Annotated in this window: 13 protein-coding genes; 9 read left to right on the forward strand and 4 right to left on the reverse strand. The window is 71.3% G+C overall.

Going from position 1 to position 18,243, the window contains the following annotated elements; genetic code table 11:
* Positions 1 to 26 precede the first annotated feature (26 nt).
* Positions 27 to 2,420: an endopeptidase La gene (lon, locus tag AMK19_RS21800; RefSeq protein WP_073814321.1), complete on the reverse strand. Its 2,394-nt coding sequence runs from the start codon at positions 2,418 to 2,420 to the stop codon at positions 27 to 29.
* 110 nt (positions 2,421 to 2,530) lie between these two features.
* Positions 2,531 to 3,217: a rhomboid-like protein gene (locus AMK19_RS21805; protein ID WP_073814323.1), complete on the reverse strand. Its 687-nt coding sequence runs from the start codon at positions 3,215 to 3,217 to the stop codon at positions 2,531 to 2,533.
* Positions 3,218 to 3,577: 360 nt separating this feature from the next.
* Here AMK19_RS21805 and AMK19_RS21810 point away from each other — a divergent pair, with 360 nt between their 5' ends.
* The 6 genes from AMK19_RS21810 to AMK19_RS21835 all read left to right on the forward strand — a co-directional run bounded on the left by AMK19_RS21810 (position 3,578) and on the right by AMK19_RS21835 (position 11,993).
* Positions 3,578 to 4,312, forward strand: coding sequence for a response regulator transcription factor (locus AMK19_RS21810; protein WP_014138042.1), 735 nt, complete (start codon positions 3,578 to 3,580; stop codon positions 4,310 to 4,312).
* A gap of 82 nt (positions 4,313 to 4,394) precedes the next feature.
* Positions 4,395 to 5,534: a HAMP domain-containing sensor histidine kinase gene (locus AMK19_RS21815; protein WP_073814326.1), complete on the forward strand. Its 1,140-nt coding sequence runs from the start codon at positions 4,395 to 4,397 to the stop codon at positions 5,532 to 5,534.
* 299 nt (positions 5,535 to 5,833) lie between these two features.
* Entirely contained in the window at positions 5,834 to 9,580 is a 3,747-nt protein-coding gene (locus AMK19_RS21820; RefSeq protein ID WP_073814328.1) for a multifunctional oxoglutarate decarboxylase/oxoglutarate dehydrogenase thiamine pyrophosphate-binding subunit/dihydrolipoyllysine-residue succinyltransferase subunit, read from the forward strand.
* A 127-nt stretch (positions 9,581 to 9,707) separates the two neighbouring features.
* Entirely contained in the window at positions 9,708 to 9,890 is a 183-nt protein-coding gene (locus tag AMK19_RS21825) for a DUF6104 family protein (RefSeq protein ID WP_073814331.1), read from the forward strand.
* 212 nt (positions 9,891 to 10,102) lie between these two features.
* The gene (locus AMK19_RS21830; RefSeq protein ID WP_073814335.1) at positions 10,103 to 10,996 is read left to right on the forward strand and encodes a DUF4097 family beta strand repeat-containing protein; all 894 of its coding nucleotides are present in this window, start codon (positions 10,103 to 10,105) and stop codon (positions 10,994 to 10,996) included.
* A gap of 1 nt (position 10,997) precedes the next feature.
* Positions 10,998 to 11,993 (forward strand): PadR family transcriptional regulator, encoded by a 996-nt coding sequence (locus tag AMK19_RS21835; protein WP_073814337.1) that lies wholly within the window; start codon positions 10,998 to 11,000, stop codon positions 11,991 to 11,993.
* 42 nt (positions 11,994 to 12,035) lie between these two features.
* Here AMK19_RS21835 and AMK19_RS21840 read toward each other — a convergent pair whose 3' ends face one another.
* Entirely contained in the window at positions 12,036 to 12,998 is a 963-nt protein-coding gene (locus tag AMK19_RS21840) for a zinc-binding dehydrogenase (protein ID WP_073814340.1), read from the reverse strand.
* Positions 12,999 to 13,257: 259 nt separating this feature from the next.
* Positions 13,258 to 14,451 (reverse strand): NAD(P)-dependent malic enzyme, encoded by a 1,194-nt coding sequence (locus tag AMK19_RS21845; protein WP_073814342.1) that lies wholly within the window; start codon positions 14,449 to 14,451, stop codon positions 13,258 to 13,260.
* A gap of 580 nt (positions 14,452 to 15,031) precedes the next feature.
* On the opposite strand from AMK19_RS21845, the gene AMK19_RS21850 reads away from it, so the two are divergent.
* The 3 genes from AMK19_RS21850 to AMK19_RS35360 all read left to right on the forward strand — a co-directional run bounded on the left by AMK19_RS21850 (position 15,032) and on the right by AMK19_RS35360 (position 18,206).
* Positions 15,032 to 15,961, forward strand: a complete 930-nt coding sequence (locus AMK19_RS21850) for an ABC transporter substrate-binding protein (RefSeq protein ID WP_073814343.1) — start codon at positions 15,032 to 15,034, stop codon at positions 15,959 to 15,961.
* A gap of 302 nt (positions 15,962 to 16,263) precedes the next feature.
* Positions 16,264 to 17,208, forward strand: coding sequence for an ABC transporter substrate-binding protein (locus AMK19_RS35355; protein ID WP_073814345.1), 945 nt, complete (start codon positions 16,264 to 16,266; stop codon positions 17,206 to 17,208).
* 35 nt (positions 17,209 to 17,243) lie between these two features.
* Positions 17,244 to 18,206 (forward strand): amino acid ABC transporter permease, encoded by a 963-nt coding sequence (locus tag AMK19_RS35360; protein ID WP_073814347.1) that lies wholly within the window; start codon positions 17,244 to 17,246, stop codon positions 18,204 to 18,206.
* Positions 18,207 to 18,243: the final 37 nt, after the last annotated feature.

The raw sequence follows: 18,243 nt of genomic DNA on the forward strand, positions 1-18,243 counted from the left end.
GACACCCCGCGGCCCTCCGGCCACCGTCAGGCGGCCGCGACCAGCACTTCCGCCGGTTCCAGCGCCAGCCGCAGCACCTCCCGGACGTCGGCCACGGCGTGCACCGTGAGCCGCTCCAGCACCTCCGCCGGGACGTCGTCCAGGTCGGCCTCGTTGCGCTTCGGGATGATCACCGTGGTGACCCCGGCCCGGTCCGCGGCCAGCAGCTTCTGCTTGACCCCGCCGATCGGCAGCACCCGGCCGGTCAGCGACACCTCGCCGGTCATCGCCACATCGGTGCGCACCTTGCGCCCCGACAGCAGCGAGGCCAGCGCCGTGGTCATCGTGATGCCCGCGCTCGGGCCGTCCTTCGGCACCGCGCCGGCCGGCACGTGCAGGTGGATGCCCCGCTCGCGCAGGCCCGTCACCGGCAGCTCCAGCTCGGCGCCGCGCGACCGCAGGTAGGAGAGCGCGATGTGCGCCGACTCCTTCATCACGTCGCCCAGCTGCCCGGTCAGCGTCAGCCCGGTCGAACCGGTCTCCGCGTCCGCCAGCGACGCCTCGATGTAGAGGACGTCGCCGCCGGCCCCGGTCACCGCCAGCCCGGTCACCACACCCGGCACCGCGGTGCGCCGCTCGGCCGGCTCCTGCGCCGACTCCGGCACGTGGTGCGGCCGCCCCAGCAGCGCCCGCAGGTCGTCCGGGCCGATCGCGGCCGGCAGCTCCCGCTCGCCCAGTTCGGTCTGCGCCGCGATCTTGCGCAGGATCCGCGCGATCGCCCGCTCCAGGTTCCGGACGCCCGCCTCCCGGGTGTACTCGGCGGCGAGCCGGCGCAGTGTCTCCTCGTCCACCGTCAGCTCCGGCGTGCCCAGGCCCGCCTTGGCGAGCTGGCGCGGCAGCAGGTGGTCGCGGGCGATGGCGACCTTCTCGTCCTCGGTGTAGCCGTCCAGCCGGACCACGTCCATCCGGTCCAGCAGCGGTTCCGGGATCGCCTCCAGCACGTTGGCGGTGGCCAGGAACACCACGTCCGACAGGTCGAGCTCGACCTCCAAGTAGTGGTCCCGGAAGGTGTGGTTCTGCGCCGGGTCCAGCACCTCCAGCAGCGCCGCCGCCGGGTCGCCCCGGTAGTCCGAGCCGACCTTGTCGATCTCGTCCAGCAGCACCACCGGGTTCATCGTCCCGGCCTCCTTGATCGCCCGGACGATCCGCCCGGGGATCGACCCCACGTACGTCCGCCGGTGGCCGCGGATCTCCGCTTCGTCCCGCACGCCGCCGAGCGCCACCCGGACGAACGACCGGCCCATCGCCCGGGCCACCGATTCGGCCACCGAGGTCTTGCCGACGCCGGGCGGCCCGACCAGCGCCAGCACCGCACCTCCGCGCCGACCGCCGATCAGCCCGAGCCCCTGCTCGGACCGGCGCTTGCGCACCGCCAGGTACTCGACGATCCGGTCCTTCACGTCGACCAGCCCGGTGTGGTCGGCGTCCAGCACCGCCCGCGCGGCCGCGATGTCGTACGCGTCCTCGGAGCGCTCGTTCCACGGCAGCTCCAGCACCGTGTCCAGCCACGTCCGGATCCACGAGCCCTCGGGCGACTGGTCACTGGACCGCTCCAGCTTGTCGACCTCCTTGAGCGCCGCCTCCCGCACCTTCTCCGGCAGCGACGCGGCCTCCACCCGGGCCCGGTAGTCGTCCTCCTCGGTGCCCGACTCGCCGTTCAGCTCGGCCAGCTCCTTGCGGACCGCCTCCAGCTGGCGCCGCAGCAGGAACTCCTTCTGCTGCTTGGCGACACCCTCCTCGACGTCCTTGCGGATGGTGTCGCCGACCTCTTCCTCCGCGAGGTGCTCGCGCAGCAGGCCCAGCGCGTACTCCAGCCGGGCCGGACGGTCCGCCTCCAGCAGCACCTTCAGCTTCTGCTCGGCGGTGGCGAACGGCGCGTACCCGATGTTGTCCGCCAGCTCGCCGATGTCCTCGATCGCGGCCACCCGGTCGACGATCTGCCAGGCCCCGCGCTTGCGCAGCCACTTCGTGGACAGCGCCTTGTACTCCTTGACCAGCTCGGCCGGCCGACCCGCCACCGGCAGGCCCTGGTCCGACTCCTTGAACGGGGTGGTCTCCACCCACAGCGCCGCCCCCGGCCCTGTCGTCCCCTTGCCGATCCGTACCCGGCGCACGGCCCGCACCAGCGCGGCCGGATCGCCGTCCGCCAGCCGCCCCACCTGCTCGACCGTCGCCAGCGCTCCCACCGCCGCGTACGACCCGTCCAGCCGGGGCACCAGCAGCACCTGCGGCTTTCCCCCGCTGTTCCCCGCCCTGGCCGCCTCCACGGCGGCCCTCACCTCCGGATCCGAGAGCTCCAACGGAACCACCATGCCGGGGAGCACCACCTCGTCGTCGAGCGGCAGCACAGGCAGAGTGAGCGGAACGGACGTCGATGCCATGATCTCTCCCCAGTCAGTGAAGTTGAGTCGACCTGACTAAGGCTTGGGCGGCGTCGGTTGTTCCCCTCCGGGTGTTCACCCTGAGCGAAGAGGGTTCAGGTGGGCGCGAATCAGCCCTCCACGACCGCCGCAGCCTTCCAGGCCCGCGCCCGCCGACGCCGCCGAGGACCCTTCCGCAGCCAGGGCCACATCGCGATGCCCAGCGCCAACGCCGCCGGGTGCCCGACCGCCGTCACCAGGTCCGGCCCGCTCACGAACTGGTGCCCGATGAGCGCCAGCCCGGCCCCCAGCGCGACCACCCGCCCCACCGGCCGCAGCAGCCCGGCCAGTCCGCCCAGCGACGCGAGGACCCCGTAGCTGACGCCGATGTCCATCGCGTCCAGCACGTCCGCCCCGGTCGCGCCCCCCGCCACCGAGGCGACCACCACTCCCTGCGAGAGCAGCGTCGCGCCCACGTGCCCGGCCCCGAAGACGGCCAGCGCCCGCAGCCCGCCCACCCGGCGTTCCAGCGGCGCGACCGTGAACCCGAACGCCCAGAAGTAGGGCATCCACACCGATCCGGCGACCCACATCCCGCTGCCGATCAGCGAGAGCACGGGATGCGCCATCAGGTTGTGCGCGTCCGTGGAGGACACCGCCTGGAGCCGCTCCACGGTGTCCGGGTCGCCGAAGCGCGCGTACAGCGTCGTGCCGAGCAGCACCGCGAGGTAACCCAGCGCGAAGGGGTTGGTCCGCGGCGTGGGAACGGCCCGCAGGCCGGGCCGGATCAGTCGTCGTCGCAGTTCCGCGCTGGTCATGGTGCCCTCCGAAGGCCTCCGTCGGGCCCACGATACGGGTGGCAGGTGAGAGGTGTCTGCGGAAGTCCTGTGAAGACCACTGTCCGTGCATATGCCGCTCGCACACGTACCGTTACAGGTCGCAAGTGCTGCGGGTAAGGTACAGGCCCGTGCCCGTCCGAACGGGGACCTGCCAAACACGAACGGTCCGCGGCCGGAATCCTCCGGTCCGCCCTCGCGGGCGGGGACGGCGTCCGTACGCTGCCAGGAGCAGCACCGACGGGCGGGGCACAGCCCACGACGGAACAAGACGACTACAGAAGCGGAGCCCGCCGTCCCCACAGGCGGCCGGCCCGCAGCCCTGGGGGCGGTGGCGTGACCGTGACAGAGATCCAGCAAGAGACGATCAGCAGTGGCCCGGTGGGCACCCAGCGACGGGTGCTCGTCGTGGAGGACGAGCCGACCATCGCGGAGTCGATCGCGGCCCGGCTGGGGGCCGAGGGCTTCAAGGTGGCGGTGGCCCACGACGGGCCGGGCGCGGTGGACGGGTTCCACACCTGGCAGCCCGACCTGGTGGTGCTCGACATCATGCTGCCGGGCTTCGACGGCCTTGAGGTGTGCCGCCGGATCCAGGCCCAGCGCCCGGTGCCGGTGCTGATGCTGACCGCACGGGACGACGAGACGGACCTGCTGGTCGGCCTGGGCGTCGGCGCGGACGACTACATGACCAAGCCATTCTCGATGCGTGAACTGGCCGCCCGGGTGAACGTGCTGCTGCGCCGGGTGGAGCGCGCCCAGCAGGCGGCCCGCACGCCGGCCCTGGGCAGCCTGCGCTTCGGCGAACTGGAGATCGACCACGTGCAGCGCCGGGTCCGGCTGGGCTCGGGCGACGTGCACCTGACGCCGACCGAGTTCGACCTGCTGGCCTGCCTGGCCGCCCAGCCGCGCGCGGTGCTGACCCGCGAGCAGCTGCTGGCCGAGGTGTGGGACTGGACCGACGCGTCCGGCACCCGCACGGTCGACAGCCACGTGAAGGCGCTGCGCCGGAAGATCGGTGCGAGCTGGATCCGCACGGTGCACGGCGTGGGGTACGCGCTGGAGGCTCCGCTGTCCTGATCGGGCGCCGCCGGTCCGGGCCTCCGGGGGGCCCGCGCGGCGGCCCGGTCGTGCACGGGGGACGACGAGTCCGAGGGACACCATGACCTTTCCGCAGCAACGCAACGGGGAAGCCGAGCCGACCCCGCGGCCCCCGCTCGCGGTGCGCGCCGCGCGCCGGGTGTGGGCCGACATCCGCCCGTTCGACCCGGTGCGCTCGGTGAAGGGCAAGCTGGCGATGCTGGTGGTCGTCTCGGTGGTGCTCGCCACCGGCATGGTGGTGGTGGCGATCCGGTCGGAGACCCAGATCCGGATCATCATGATCTTCTCGCTGATCGCCTCGCTGCTGTTCATGCAGTTCCTGGCGAACGGCCTGACCGCGCCGCTCAGGGACATGACGGCGGCCGCCCGGTCGATGGCCGAGGGCGACTACAGCGCCCGGGTGCACGTCTCCTCGCGGGACGAGATCGGCGAGCTGGCCGACACCTTCAACCGGATGGCGGGCGACCTGGAGGCCGCCGACCGGCACCGCCGCGAGCTGATCGCCAACGTCTCGCACGAGCTGCGCACGCCGATCGCGGCGCTGCGCGGCCTGCTGGAGAACGTGGTCGACGGCGTGGTGAAGCCGGACCCGAAGAACCTGGGCACCGCACTGGAGCAGACCGAACGCCTGGGCCGGCTGGTCACCCACCTGCTGGACCTGTCGAAGCTGGACGACGGCGTGGTCCCGCTGGACTCCCGCCCGTTCCGGGTACGGGAGTTCCTGGACGGCGTGCTGCGGGGCGTGACGGTGGACGGCGCGACGGCGGGCGGCGCGTACGCCCGGCGCGAGGACGTGCGACTGGCGCTCGACGTGCAGCCGGCCGACCTGTCGGCGGTGGCGGACGCGGAGCGGCTGCACCAGGTGGTGGCCAACCTGGTGGACAACGCCTGCAAGCACTCGCCGGCCGGCGGCACCGTGACGGTGCGGGCCCGGACGGCGGAGGGCGGCGGGCTGCTGCTGGAGGTGGACGACCAGGGTCCGGGCATTCCGGTCGCCGACCGGGAGCGGGTGTTCGAGCGGTTCGGCCGCAGCGGTTCGCCGACCGCGCTCGGCCCGGGCAGCGACGGCGGCACCGGCCTCGGGCTGGCGATCGCCCGCTGGGCGGTGGACCTGCACGGCGGCCGGATCCGGGTCGCGGAGGCCGGCGAGGGCTGCCGGATCGAGGTCACCCTGCCGGGCGGGAAGAGCGTCGCCGCCTAGTTTGTGGCGGAACCGGTACAAATCCGGGTTCGGGGCCGATCGGTCCCGAACCCGGGCCGTCCCGCACCGCCTCTGACCACCTGTTCGTCCGATTTTCACTCGGTTTGGCAGCGATCGACCGACCCGGCAGTTCCCTGCTTTCCGACATCTCTAACGCACAGTTCCGGCCAAAATCCGGTCCGACGATGTGATCTGGGCGACGCCTGCCCACCGGGGACTGCGCGATCACTGATCGGAGGCGTAGCCTTAATCCCCGCTGTCCACCATCCCAAAAGGAAGCGGAAGAGGGCGGTTGCCCCGTGTCGCCACACCAAGAAACCCCCAGCTCGGCAAGCTCCACTGGCTTCGGCCCCAATGAGTGGCTCGTCGACGAGATCTACCAGCAGTACCTCCAGGACCCGGCCTCGGTCGATCGCGCCTGGTGGGACTTTTTCGCCGACTACAAGCCCGGTACCGAGGTGACTCCAGTGACCCAGGCCGCAACTCCGGTCGGCGCCCAGCCGACCCCCGTTGCCGCTCCCGTTGCCGCTGCTCCGGCTGCGACGCAGGCTCCGGCCCCGGCCGCAGCCGCTCCGGCCGCCGCTGCCCCGGCGCCCGCGCAGCCGCTGGCCGCCGCTCCCGCCGCCCCGCCCGCGCCGAAGGCCGCCGCTCCGGCCGCCCCGGCGAAGGCGCCCGCGGCGGGTCCGGAGCTGGTGCAGTTGCGCGGCCCGTCCAAGGCCGTGGCGTCGAACATGGATGCTTCGCTGGAGGTTCCGACCGCCACTTCGGTGCGCGCGGTGCCCGCCAAGCTGCTGATCGACAACCGCATCGTCATCAACAACCACCTGCAGCGCGCCCGCGGTGGCAAGGTGTCCTTCACCCACCTGATCGGCTACGCGCTGGTTCAGGCCGTGAAGGCCAACCCGGGCATGAACTACAGCTACAAGGTGGAGGACGGCAAGTCCTACCTGGTGAAGCCCGAGCACGTGAACCTGGGCCTCGCCATCGACCTGGTCAAGCCGAACGGCGACCGCCAGCTGGTCGTCGCAGCCATCAAGAAGGCCGAGACGCTCGACTTCTTCGGCTTCTGGCAGGCCTACGAGGACATCGTCCGCCGGGCCCGCGCCAACAAGCTGACCATGGACGACTTCACCGGCGTCACGGTCTCGCTGACCAACCCGGGCGGCATCGGCACCGTGCACTCCGTGCCGCGTCTGATGCAGAACCAGGGCACCATCGTCGGCGTCGGCGCGATGGAGTACCCGGCCGAGTTCCAGGGCTCCTCCCCGGAGACCCTGGCCCGCCTGGGCGTCTCCAAGATCATGACGCTCACCTCGACCTACGACCACCGGGTCATCCAGGGCGCGGCCTCGGGCGAGTTCCTGCGCTCGATCCACCAGCTGCTGCTGGGCGCGAACAACTTCTACGACGAGGTGTTCGAGTCCCTGCGGATCCCGTACGAGCCGGTGCGCTGGGCCACCGACGTGGCCACCACGCACGACGACGAGGTCAACAAGACCGCGCGCGTCATGGAGCTCATCCACTCCTACCGGGTCCGCGGCCACCTGATGGCCGACACCGACCCGCTGGAGTACATGCAGCGCAAGCACCCCGACCTGGACGTCACCACGCACGGCCTCACCCTGTGGGACCTGGAGCGCGAGTTCGCGGTCGGCGGCTTCGGCGGCCAGAAGATGATGAAGCTCCGCGACATCCTCGGCCTGCTGCGCAACACGTACTGCCGCACCGTCGGCATCGAGTACATGCACATCCAGGACCCGGCCCAGCGCAGCTGGCTGCAGGAGCGCCTGGAGAAGCCGTACACGAAGCCGGAGCGCGAGGAGCAGCTGCGCGTCCTGCGCCGGCTGAACTCGGCCGAGGCGTTCGAGACCTTCCTGCAGACCAAGTACGTCGGGCAGAAGCGTTTCTCGCTGGAGGGCGGCGAGTCGCTCATCCCGCTGCTGGACGCCACCATCGACGCCGCCGCCGAGCACCGCCTCGACGAGGCCGTCATCGGCATGGCGCACCGCGGCCGTCTGAACGTGCTGGCGAACATCGTCGGCAAGCCGTTCGGCAAGATCTTCGGCGAGTTCGAGGGCAACCTCGACCCGAAGTCGATGCACGGCTCCGGCGACGTGAAGTACCACCTGGGCTCCGAGGGCACCTTCACCGGCCTGGACGGCGAGACCATCAAGGTGTCGCTGGCCGCGAACCCGTCCCACCTGGAGACGGTCGACCCGGTCGTCGAGGGCATCGCCCGCGCCAAGCAGGACATCCTGGACTTCGGCGGCACGACCTTCCCGGTGCTGCCGATCCAGATCCACGGCGACGCGGCCTTCGCGGGCCAGGGCGTGGTCGCGGAGACCCTGAACATGTCGCAGCTGCGCGGCTACCGCACCGGCGGCACCGTGCACATCGTGGTCAACAACCAGGTCGGCTTCACCGCCGCCCCGACCTCCTCGCGCTCGTCGATGTACTGCACCGACGTCGCCCGGATGATCGAGGCGCCGATCTTCCACGTGAACGGTGACGACCCGGAGGCCGTGGTCCGCGTCGCGCGGCTGGCCTTCGAGTTCCGCCAGGCGTTCCACAAGGACGTCGTCATCGACCTCATCTGCTACCGCCGCCGCGGTCACAACGAGGCCGACAACCCGTCGTTCACCCAGCCGCTGATGTACGACCTGATCGACAAGAAGCGTTCGGTGCGCAAGCTGTACACCGAGGCGCTGATCGGTCGCGGCGACATCACCATGGAAGAGGCGGAGCAGGCGCTCCAGGACTTCCAGGGCCAGCTGGAGAAGGTGTTCGCGGAGGTCCGCGAGGCCACCACCGCCCCGGCGCCGGCCGAGATCGGCCGTCCGGTCTCGGACTTCCCGGTGGCCATCCAGACCGGCATCTCCGCCGAGATGGTCAAGCGGATCGCCGCCTCGCAGGTCAACCTGCCGGACTGGCTGACCGTGCACCCGCGTCTGCTGCCGCAGCTGCAGCGCCGTGCCGCCTCGATCGAGGACAACACCATCGACTGGGCCACCGGCGAGGCGCTCGCCATCGGTTCGCTGCTGATGGAGGGCCACCCGGTCCGGCTGGCCGGCCAGGACTCCCGCCGCGGCACCTTCGGTCAACGCCACGCGGTGCTGATCGACCGGAACACCGGCGAGGACTACACCCCGCTGATGTACCTGACCGAGGACCAGGCCCGCTTCACCGTCTACGACTCGCTGCTCAGCGAGTACGCGGCGATGGGCTTCGAGTACGGCTACTCGCTGACCCGCCCGAACGCGCTGGTCATGTGGGAGGCGCAGTTCGGCGACTTCGTCAACGGCGCGCAGACCATGGTCGACGAGTACATCGCGTCCGCCGAGCAGAAGTGGGGCCAGCACTCCGGCGTCACCCTGCTGCTGCCGCACGGCATGGAGGGCCAGGGCCCGGACCACTCGTCCGCCCGCCCGGAGCGCTTCCTGCAGCTGTGCGCGCAGGACAACATGACGGTCGCGATGCCGACCTCGCCGTCGAACTACTTCCACCTGCTGCGCTGGCAGGCGCACAACCCGCACCACAAGCCGCTGGTCGTCTTCACCCCGAAGTCGATGCTGCGTCTGAAGGCTGCGGCGTCCTCGGCGTCCGAGTTCATGAGCGGCTCGTTCCGCCCGGTGATCGGCGACAGCACGGTGGACCCGGCGCAGGTGCGCAAGGTGGTCATCACCTCCGGCAAGTTCTACTACGACCTGGAGGCGGCCCGGACCGCGCGCGGCGTCACCGACACCGCGATCGTCCGTGTCGAGCGCCTGTACCCGCTGCCGATCGCGGAGCTCCAGGAGGAGCTGGCCCGCTACGGCGAGGACGTCCAGTTCGTCTGGGCGCAGGAGGAGCCGGCCAACCAGGGTGCCTGGCCGTTCATCGCGATGAACCTGGTCGACCACCTGCAGGTCGTCGTCGGCCGCTCCGCCAACAGCGGTGCCCGTCTGCGCCGCGTCGCCCGCACGGCCTCCTCGGCCCCCGCGGTCGGCTCGGCCAAGCGGCACGCCGCCGAGCAGGAGGCCCTGGTCAACGAGGTGTTCGCGCTCTGACGCGCTGACGCCCGCCCGGCCCTGTCGGCCCCCGTCCCCGGTCTCCGGGGGCGGGGGCCGCGTCGTTTCCGGGCGACGCACTATTCTGGGCGGCGGCGTAGCAGAACCATCACCGGAGCGAGCAACCGTGTACTTCACCGACCGCGGCATCGAGGAGCTGGAGAGCCGGCGAGGCGAGGAGGAGGTCACCTTCGAGTGGCTGGCCGAGCGCCTGCGGGAGTTCGTGGACCTGAACCCGGACTTCGAGGTGCCGGTCGAGCGGCTGGCCACCTGGCTGGCCCGGCTGGACGACGAGGACGACGAGGACTGACCCGCAGTCCCGACAGCACGGCCCGGTAGGCGTTTTCGCCCACCGGGCCGTCGGCTTTCCCGGGGTCGTTCCTCGGGGTGGGGTCGGGGTCGACCGGGGTGCGCTCCGGGTCCGGATCGGGGTCGGATCTCCTTGACTTCCGCCCGACGCGATATATCGTAAACACCAACGACAACGCGATACATCGCGTATGGGAGGACGGGGAGCCGGACATGTTCCAGCGGACGGTAGACAGCACCGAGACCATCACCTTCGACGAGGCCGTGCACATCCTGCACGTCCGGGCCGTCGACGGCACCGTGAACGTGGTCCCCACCGAGGGACCGGCGCGCCTCGAAGTGGCGGCCCTGGAGGGCGAACCGCTGGAGGTCACCCTGCTCGACGGCGTGCTCACCGTCAGCTACAAGGACCTCAGCTGGGCCGAGTTCGGCGAGGCCGCGAAGTCCGTGCAGACCGTGAAGTCGTACTTCTCCGGCCTGCGCCGCAAGCGCCGGGTCGAGGTCACGGTGGCCGTTCCGGCCGCCGCCGCGGTCAAGGTCGGCACGGTCTCCGCGCACGCCACCGTCTCCGGCATCGCCGGCGAGGTCGGCGTGCACGGCGCCAGCGGCGACACCACGCTGGCCGGGCTGACCGGCCTGGTCTCCGCCAACACCGTCTCGGGCGACGTGGACGCCGAGGGCCTGTCCGGCGAGCTGAAGGTCAACACGGTCTCCGGCGCGGTCACCCTGGTGGCCGGCAGCGCCACCCGGATCCGCGCCCACTCGGTGTCCGGCGCGGTCACCCTCGACCTGGACGCCGCCACCCCCACCGACATCGGCGTGACCACCGTCTCCGGCGCGGTCGGCGTCCGACTGCCCTCGTTCGCCGACGCCAAGGTCCAGGCCGGCACCACCAGCGGCACCCTCTCCAGCGCCTTCGCCGAGCTCCAGGTCGGCGGCGGCTGGGGTTCCAAGAAGCTCTCCGGCCAGCTCGGCTCGGGCGCCGGCCGCCTCCAGGTGACCACCGTCACCGGTGCGGTCACCGTCCAGCGCCGTCCCGACGCCGAGGAGGACCGGCCGGCCAAGGAACTGCCCGCCGGCCCGCTCGACCTGACCAAGGAGGTCTGAGATGACCCCGGTGTTCGGCCACGGCCGGCTCCGTCTGTACCTGTTGAAGCTGCTCGACGAGAGCCCCCGCCACGGGTACGAGGTGATCCGCCTGCTGGAGGAGCGCTTCCACGGCCTGTACGCGCCCTCCGCGGGCACCGTCTACCCCCGGCTCGCCAAGCTGGAGGCCGAGGGCCTGGTCAGCCACACCACCGAGGGCGGCCGCAAGGTCTACCGGCTGACCGACGCCGGGCGCGCCGAACTCGCCTCCCGGCAGGCCGAACTGACGGCCCTGGAGGTGGAGATCCACGACTCGGTGGGCCAGCTCGCCGGTGCCATCCGGCAGGACGTCCGGGACAGCGCCAAGGACCTGCGCGCCGAGCTGTGGCAGCAGGCCGAGCAGACCCCGGCCGCCGGCGGCGACCCGTTCGCCACCCCCTGGCAGAGCAAGGAGTCCTGGCAGCGCGCCAAGGACGAGTTCTCCCGCCTCAAGGCCGAGGCCAAGGAGCAGGCCCGCCGCGCCAAGGAGCAGGAGAAGGCGGCCCGGCAGCAGGCCAAGGCCGCCGAGGCCGAGGCCAAGCGGCTGCGCGAGCAGTCCAAGGCCGCCCGCACCGCCGCCCAGCAGGAGGCGCTGCGGCTCAAGCGCCGGATCGAGGAGCAGGTCCGCGAGCACACCTCGCACGGCGACTGGTCCACCGGCCTCGCCGAGGGCCTGGCCGAACTGACCCGCGGCCTCGGCTCGCTGGCCGACGCCGCCCGCTGGGGCTCCACCGACACCCCGGCCGCCGAGGAACCCGTCCGGATCGACCTCGACAAGGACGCCGCCCCCGGCGACCTGCCGGACTGGGCCCGCACCGATCCGTCCGGCGACCCGGCCCGCGAACTGGAACGCCTGCTCGACCGCTTCCGCGACCACGTCCGGGACACCGCCCGTGACCGCGGCGTCAACGCCGCCGACCTGGCCCGCGCCCAGCAGGCCCTGGCCGCAGCCGCCCACGCCCTGCACGGGCGCCGCTGAGACCCGGAGGGCCCCTGACTGGACGGACAGGGGCCCTCCGACTCAGGGCGTCAGCACCAGCTTGCCGAACACCTGCCCCCGCTCCAGCTGCTCGAACGCCGACCGGGCCTCCGCCAGCGGCCGCACCGAGTCGATCACCGGGCGCACCCCGGAGTTCGCGCACAGCGCCAGCAGGCCGGCCAGCTCCTCCTTCGAACCCATGGTCGAACCGACCACCTTCAGCTCCAGGAAGAAGATCCGGTTCAGCTCGGCGGCCTTCGGGCTCGGCCCGCTGGTCGCCCCCGAGATCACGATCGTGCCGCCCGGACGCAGCGACTTCACCGAGTGCGACCACGTCGCCGCACCCACCGTCTCCATCACCGCGTCCACCCGCTCCGGCAGCCGGGCCCCGCTCTCGAACGCGGCGTCCGCGCCCAGCTCCACCGCCCGGGCCCGCTTGGCCTCGTCCCGGCCGGTCACCCACACCCGCAGGCCCGCCGCCTTCCCCAGCACCACCAGTGCCGTCGACACCCCGCCACCGGCGCCCTGCACCAGCACCGTGTCGCCCGGCTTCACGCCCGCGTTGGTGAACAGCATCCGGTACGCCGTCAGCCACGCGGTCGGCAGGCACGCCGCCTGCTCGAAGCTCAGCTCCTTCGGCTTCGGCAGCAGGTTCCACGTCGGCACCGCGACGCGCTGCGCGAACGTCCCCTGGTACCGCTCGGTGAGGATCGACCGCGGCTCGTCCGGTCCCACCCCGTGGCCGCTCTGCCCGACCACCGAGTGGATCACCACCTCGTTGCCGTCCTCATCGACGCCTGCGGCATCACACCCCAGGACCATCGGCAACCGCCCCTCCGGCAGCCCCACCCCCCGCAACGACCACAGATCATGGTGGTTCAACGTGGCGGCCTTCACCGTCACCACACTCCACCCAGGCCGCACCGCGGGCTCGGGCACCTCGCCCAACTCCAGCGCGCTCAACGGATCGTCAGGACTGATACGGGCGGCATAGGCAGCAAACATGCCCGGACCATAGCCCTGCGGCCGCCCGGCTGTTAACCACGACTCACTGTGAGACGACGCATATTGCGCACGCGGGCGGGTGCGAACCTGCGCGGACGCGGAGAGCACAACCAGGGAGAGCACAACCAGGGGCGCGGGGAACTGCGCGAAGCGGAAGGCCCCCAACCGCAAGGTCGCGACGCGGGCAATGACTTGCCGTTGATCGCGACCTCACGGACGGGTCGGCGCTTGTCGCGCAGTTCCCCGCGCCCCTGTGCTCCTACAGCCGCGCGAGCCCCTCCGCCTTCGCCGCCGCCGCGACGGCCCGCGTGACCGCCGGGGCGACCCTCTCGTCGAAGGGGGACGGGATGACCTTCTGTGCGGTCAGCTCGTCCGCGACGACGCCCGCCAGGGCCTTCGCGGCGGCGAGCTTCATGCCCTCGGAGATCCGGCTGGCCCGGACCGACAGCGCGCCGGCGAAGATGCCCGGGAAGGCCAGCACGTTGTTGATCTGGTTCGGGAAGTCGGAGCGCCCGGTGGCCACGACGGCCGCGTAGCGGTGGGCGACCTCGGGGTGGATCTCCGGCGTGGGGTTGGCCATCGCGAAGATGAAGCAGCCGGGCGCCATGGTGGCGACGGCCTCCTCGGGGACGGTGCCGCCGGAGACGCCGATGAAGACGTCCGCGCCGTTCAGGGCGTCCGCGAGGCTGCCCTTCCGGCCGGTCCGGTTGGTGAGCGCGGCGATCTCCGCCTTGACGTCGGTGAGGTCGCCGCGGCCCTCGTGCACCACGCCGCGGCGGTCGCAGACGGCGACGTCGCCGATGCCGGCGGCGACCAGCATCTTGGCGATGGCGATGCCGGCCGCGCCGGCGCCGGAGATGACGGCGCGGAGGTCGCCGATCTCGCGGCCGGTCACCTTGGCGGCGTTCCAGAGCGCGGCGGTGGTGACGATCGCGGTGCCGTGCTGGTCGTCGTGGAAGACGGGGATGTCGAGGCGCTCCTGGAGCTGCTTCTCGATCTCGAAGCAGCGCGGGGCGGCGATGTCCTCCAGGTTGACGCCGCCGAAGGACGGGGCCATCCGAACCACGGTCTCGACGATCTCGTCGACCTCGGTGCAGGCCAGCGCGATCGGCACCGCGTCCACGCCGCCGAACTGCTTGAACAGGATGGCCTTGCCCTCCATGACGGGCAGCGAGGCTTCGGGGCCGATGTCGCCGAGGCCGAGCACCGCGGTGCCGTCGGTGACGACGGCGACGGTGTTGGCCTTCCAGGTGTAGTCGTTGACCAGCGCGGGCTGTTCGGCGATGGCGGTGCAGACCCGGGCCACGCCGGGGGTGTACGCGAGGGACAGGTCGTCCGCGTCGCGCACGGGGACGGTCGCCCGGATCTCCATCTTGCCGCCGCGGTGCAGCGCGAAGACGGCGTCGACCGGGTCGTCCGTGCTCTGGGTTTCGGTGATGATCTCCGCTGCCACAATGACCTCTTCGTCATATCGGCGAAGGCGCTTCCGACGGACTTCGACCCGTTCGCGCGCCGGTGCGCGAAGGACGGGCACGCCGTGGTCGGCGTACCCGTGGCCGGGTCGGGGCGCTGCCGTCGGGCGGGCGCCCTCGAATGAGGGTTTAGGTGTTCTGCGCTGTTTCGTCGGGACGCCGGCATCGCACCTTGCACCGGGTCCGTCTTGTTCCGCGTGGCCCCCGAAGCGAGGGGTCCGCAGGCACTCGCAGGAGTGAACGCAGACACGTGTGGGAGCTGGTGCCTCGGATACGGAGCCGGTGACGGCTTCCGTTCCTGCGCACCTCCGGCCCTGTGGCGAACCGGCGGTCTGAGTTCTGCGTCGGGGGTCACCCGTTACCAGATTCTGACACACCCGCCACCGGGGTCGTCCGGGAGGGATGGCAGTATCCGGGGTTCGACCACCGTTGTCCGGACGTTCCCCCGCCCTTTCGGCGCTGTCCGGCATCTCCCGCCGCCGTCGTGCGGTCGCGCACACCCTGGTGCGCCCGTGCCCGGCGGAGGAGGACCGCACCACCTCTCCCACAGGAGCACGTGTCATGTCGTTCGCCTCCCTCTCCTCCGGTTCCGCTGCAAGACAGCGCCTCGGCATCGCTGCGGCGGCCGGGTCCCTTCTGCTGACCGCGTGCGGCAGCTCTTCCTCGGGCGGCCCGGCCGCCCCCGACCTGCACGGGCAGCTGCCCGAGCAGGTGCGCAGCACGGGGGTGCTGCGGATCGGCACGGACCTGGGGTACGCCCCGATCGGGTTCAAGAACGCCGCGGGCAAGCCGGACGGCCTGGACGTGGACCTGGCGAACGCGCTGGGCGGGGTGCTGGGGGTGCGGGTGGAGTTCTCCCAGGTGCCGTTCGACAAGCTGTTCATGGGGCTGCAGGCCCACCAGTTCGACGTGGTGATGGCCGGTGTGACGGACAACCTGCAGCGCCGGGACGGCACCGACGCCAAGGGCATGAAGATGAACTCCGGCGTCGACTTCGTGGACTACTTCGTCACCGGCACCTCGATCGTGGTGGCCAAGGGCAACCCGCAGAAGATCACCACGCTGGACGACCTGTGCGGGCGGACGGTGGCGCTGCAGCGCGGCACCGTTCAGGCGACGCTGGCGGAGCGTCAGGCGGGGGTGTGCGAGAAGTCCTCGCACAAGAAGCTGACGGTGCAGGAGACCGACACCGACGACCAGGCGTTGGCGCTGGTGGCGCAGGGCAAGGCGGCCGCGGACCTGAGTGACACGCCCGCCGCGGCGTACGCGGCGCAGCAGGGGCGCGGTGGGGCGCAGTTCCAGGTGACGGGCGAGCAGATGCAGGCGGGGCCGTACGGCATCGTGCTGTCCAAGGAGGACACGGTGCTGCGGGACACCCTGGTGAAGGCGCTCGACCGGGTGATCCGCAGCGGTGAGTACGACAAGATCCTTTCGAAGTGGGGCCTGTCCGCAGGTGCGGCGCAGAACGCGGTGGTGAACGGCGGCTTCTGACCGGGCCGCGTGGGGACGGGCCCGGACCGGTGGCGGTTCCGGGCCCCGACACGCCCAAGGTGCATACTTATGCGCAATGTGACATGGCTAGGATAATGGTCCGAATAGCGGACACATGGTGGTCCTGTTATCCGATTTTGATCTGATCCGAGGTCCGATCGGCCGTGCACGGTGGCAGGATTCCCCACACATCGGATCCACCTGTCACCTCGGCGGAGGGTGGCGAGAGCACCGACCCCGCTGTACCGCACCGCTCCCCCCGCGGCGCAGACCCGTCCGACCCCCAGGAGGAGATCCCCCTCATGACTGCTCGCACCCAGCGCACCCGGCTCATCGCCGCTGCCGCCGTCCTCGCCACCGGCTCCCTGCTCCTCACCGCGTGCGGCAGCAACACCGCCTCGTCCGGCTCGGCCGGTGCCGCGGGCCCCGCGGCCATACCGACCCAGGCCGTCCCGGCCGCGTCCGCCGACCCCGCGCTGGCCGCCCTGCTCCCGGCCGACGTGAAGTCCTCCGGCAAGCTCGTGGTCGCCGCCGACGCGTCGTACGCGCCCAACGAGTTCAAGGACGAGAGCGGCAAGATCGTCGGCATGGACATCGACCTAGCGGTCGCCATCGCCCAGAAGCTCGGCCTGACCGCGGACGTCCAGAACGCCGACTTCACCTCGATCATCCCGGGCATCACGTCGAACAAGTACCAGCTCGGCATGAGCTCCTTCACCGACACGAAGGAGCGGGAGGCCACCGTCGACATGATCACCTACTTCACCGCGGGCTCCGCCGCCGCCGTGAAGAAGGGCAACCCGGCCAAGATCGACCCCAAGGACCTGTGCGGCAAGAAGGTCGCGGTGCAGACCGGCACCACCCAGGCCGACGAGATCAAGGACGTCCGCAACCCGGACTGCGTCAAGGCCGGCAAGCCGACCATCCCGAACGACGGCGACAAGTTCACCCTCCAGACGGACGTCACCCAGTCCCTGATGGCCGGCCGCGAGCAGGTGATGCTCGCCGACTCCCCGGTCATCGACTACGCGCTGAAGCAGACCGGCGGCCAGCTGGAGAAGCTCGGCGACACCTACGACTCCGCCCCCTACGGCGCGATCGTCAACAAGGGCAGCGAGCTGACCAAGGCCGTCCAGGGCGCGATCACCGCGCTGATCGCCGACGGCACCTACAAGACGATCCTCGACAAGTGGGGCGTCTCCGCGGGCGCCGTCACCACCTCCGAGATCAACGCCGCCAAGAGCTGACCCCCTGCCGCCCGAACCCCTGCCGAGGTAATCACGTGAACAAGACCGACCAGGGGTCGGTGACATCGGGACGGCCTGAGGCCATCAAGGCCGTCCCGGTCCGCCACCCCGGACGTTGGGCCGGAGTGGCGGTCATCGCCGTCCTCGCGGCGATGCTGTTGCACACCCTCATCTACAACCCCGCCTTCATGTGGGACGTGGTCTGGCAGACCATGCAGGACCGGACCGTGCTGCACGGCATCTGGGTGACCATCGAGCTGACCGTGCTGTCGATGGTGATCGGCGTGGTCGGCGGCGTGCTGCTGGCCGTCATGCGGCTGTCCGGCAACGCGGTGCTGTCCGGCACCGCCTGGTTCTACATCTGGATCTTCCGCGGCACCCCGCTGCTGGTGCAGTTGGTGTTCTGGAACAACATCGGCTACCTGTGGCCGAAGCTGTCGATCGGCATCCCGTTCGGCCCGTCCTTCTTCTCCGAGGACGCCAACACCCTCGTCCCGGTGTTCACCGCCGCCCTGCTCGGCCTCGCGCTGAACGAGGCCGCGTACATGGCGGAGATCGTCCGGGCCGGCGTCCAGTCGGTGGACGAGGGCCAGACCGAGGCCGCCCACGCGCTCGGCATGTCGAAGGCCGCCACCATGCGCCGGATCGTGCTGCCGCAGGCGATGCGGGTGATCATCCCGCCGACCGGCAACGAGACCATCTCGATGCTGAAGAACTCCTCGCTGGTCCAGGTGATCGCGCTGGTCGAGCTGTTCACCGCCGGCCACGACATCTACGCCCGCACCTTCCAGACCGTGCCGGTGCTGATCGCGGTCTCCATCTACTACCTGCTGATGACCTCGGTCATGACGGTCGGCCAGTACTACATCGAGCGGCACTACGCCCGGGGCGCCAACCGGACGCTGCCACCCACCCCGATCCAGCGGTTGCGGGCCCTGCTCGGCGGCTCCTCCGCCCGCAAGCCCGCCGCGGTGACGGACGAAGGGAGCCAGGCATGACCGACCTGACCAAGGCGCCGGTGGCGGTCGACGACCG

Source organism: Kitasatospora sp. CB01950 (assembly GCF_001905465.1).
In the GTDB taxonomy this organism is placed as follows: domain Bacteria; phylum Actinomycetota; class Actinomycetes; order Streptomycetales; family Streptomycetaceae; genus Kitasatospora.

What these genes read in the sequence shown, in the direction of transcription:
- lon (WP_073814321.1), bottom strand. Translation starts at nt 2,420, where the DNA reads ATGGCATCGACGTCCGTTCCGCTCACTCTGCCTGTGCTGCCGCTCGAC.
- AMK19_RS21805 (WP_073814323.1), bottom strand. Translation starts at nt 3,217, where the DNA reads ATGACCAGCGCGGAACTGCGACGACGACTGATCCGGCCCGGCCTGCGG.
- AMK19_RS21815 (WP_073814326.1), top strand. Translation starts at nt 4,395, where the DNA reads ATGACCTTTCCGCAGCAACGCAACGGGGAAGCCGAGCCGACCCCGCGG.
- AMK19_RS21830 (WP_073814335.1), top strand. Translation starts at nt 10,103, where the DNA reads ATGTTCCAGCGGACGGTAGACAGCACCGAGACCATCACCTTCGACGAG.
- AMK19_RS21835 (WP_073814337.1), top strand. Translation starts at nt 10,998, where the DNA reads ATGACCCCGGTGTTCGGCCACGGCCGGCTCCGTCTGTACCTGTTGAAG.
- AMK19_RS21840 (WP_073814340.1), bottom strand. Translation starts at nt 12,998, where the DNA reads ATGTTTGCTGCCTATGCCGCCCGTATCAGTCCTGACGATCCGTTGAGC.
- AMK19_RS21850 (WP_073814343.1), top strand. Translation starts at nt 15,032, where the DNA reads ATGTCGTTCGCCTCCCTCTCCTCCGGTTCCGCTGCAAGACAGCGCCTC.
- AMK19_RS35355 (WP_073814345.1), top strand. Translation starts at nt 16,264, where the DNA reads ATGACTGCTCGCACCCAGCGCACCCGGCTCATCGCCGCTGCCGCCGTC.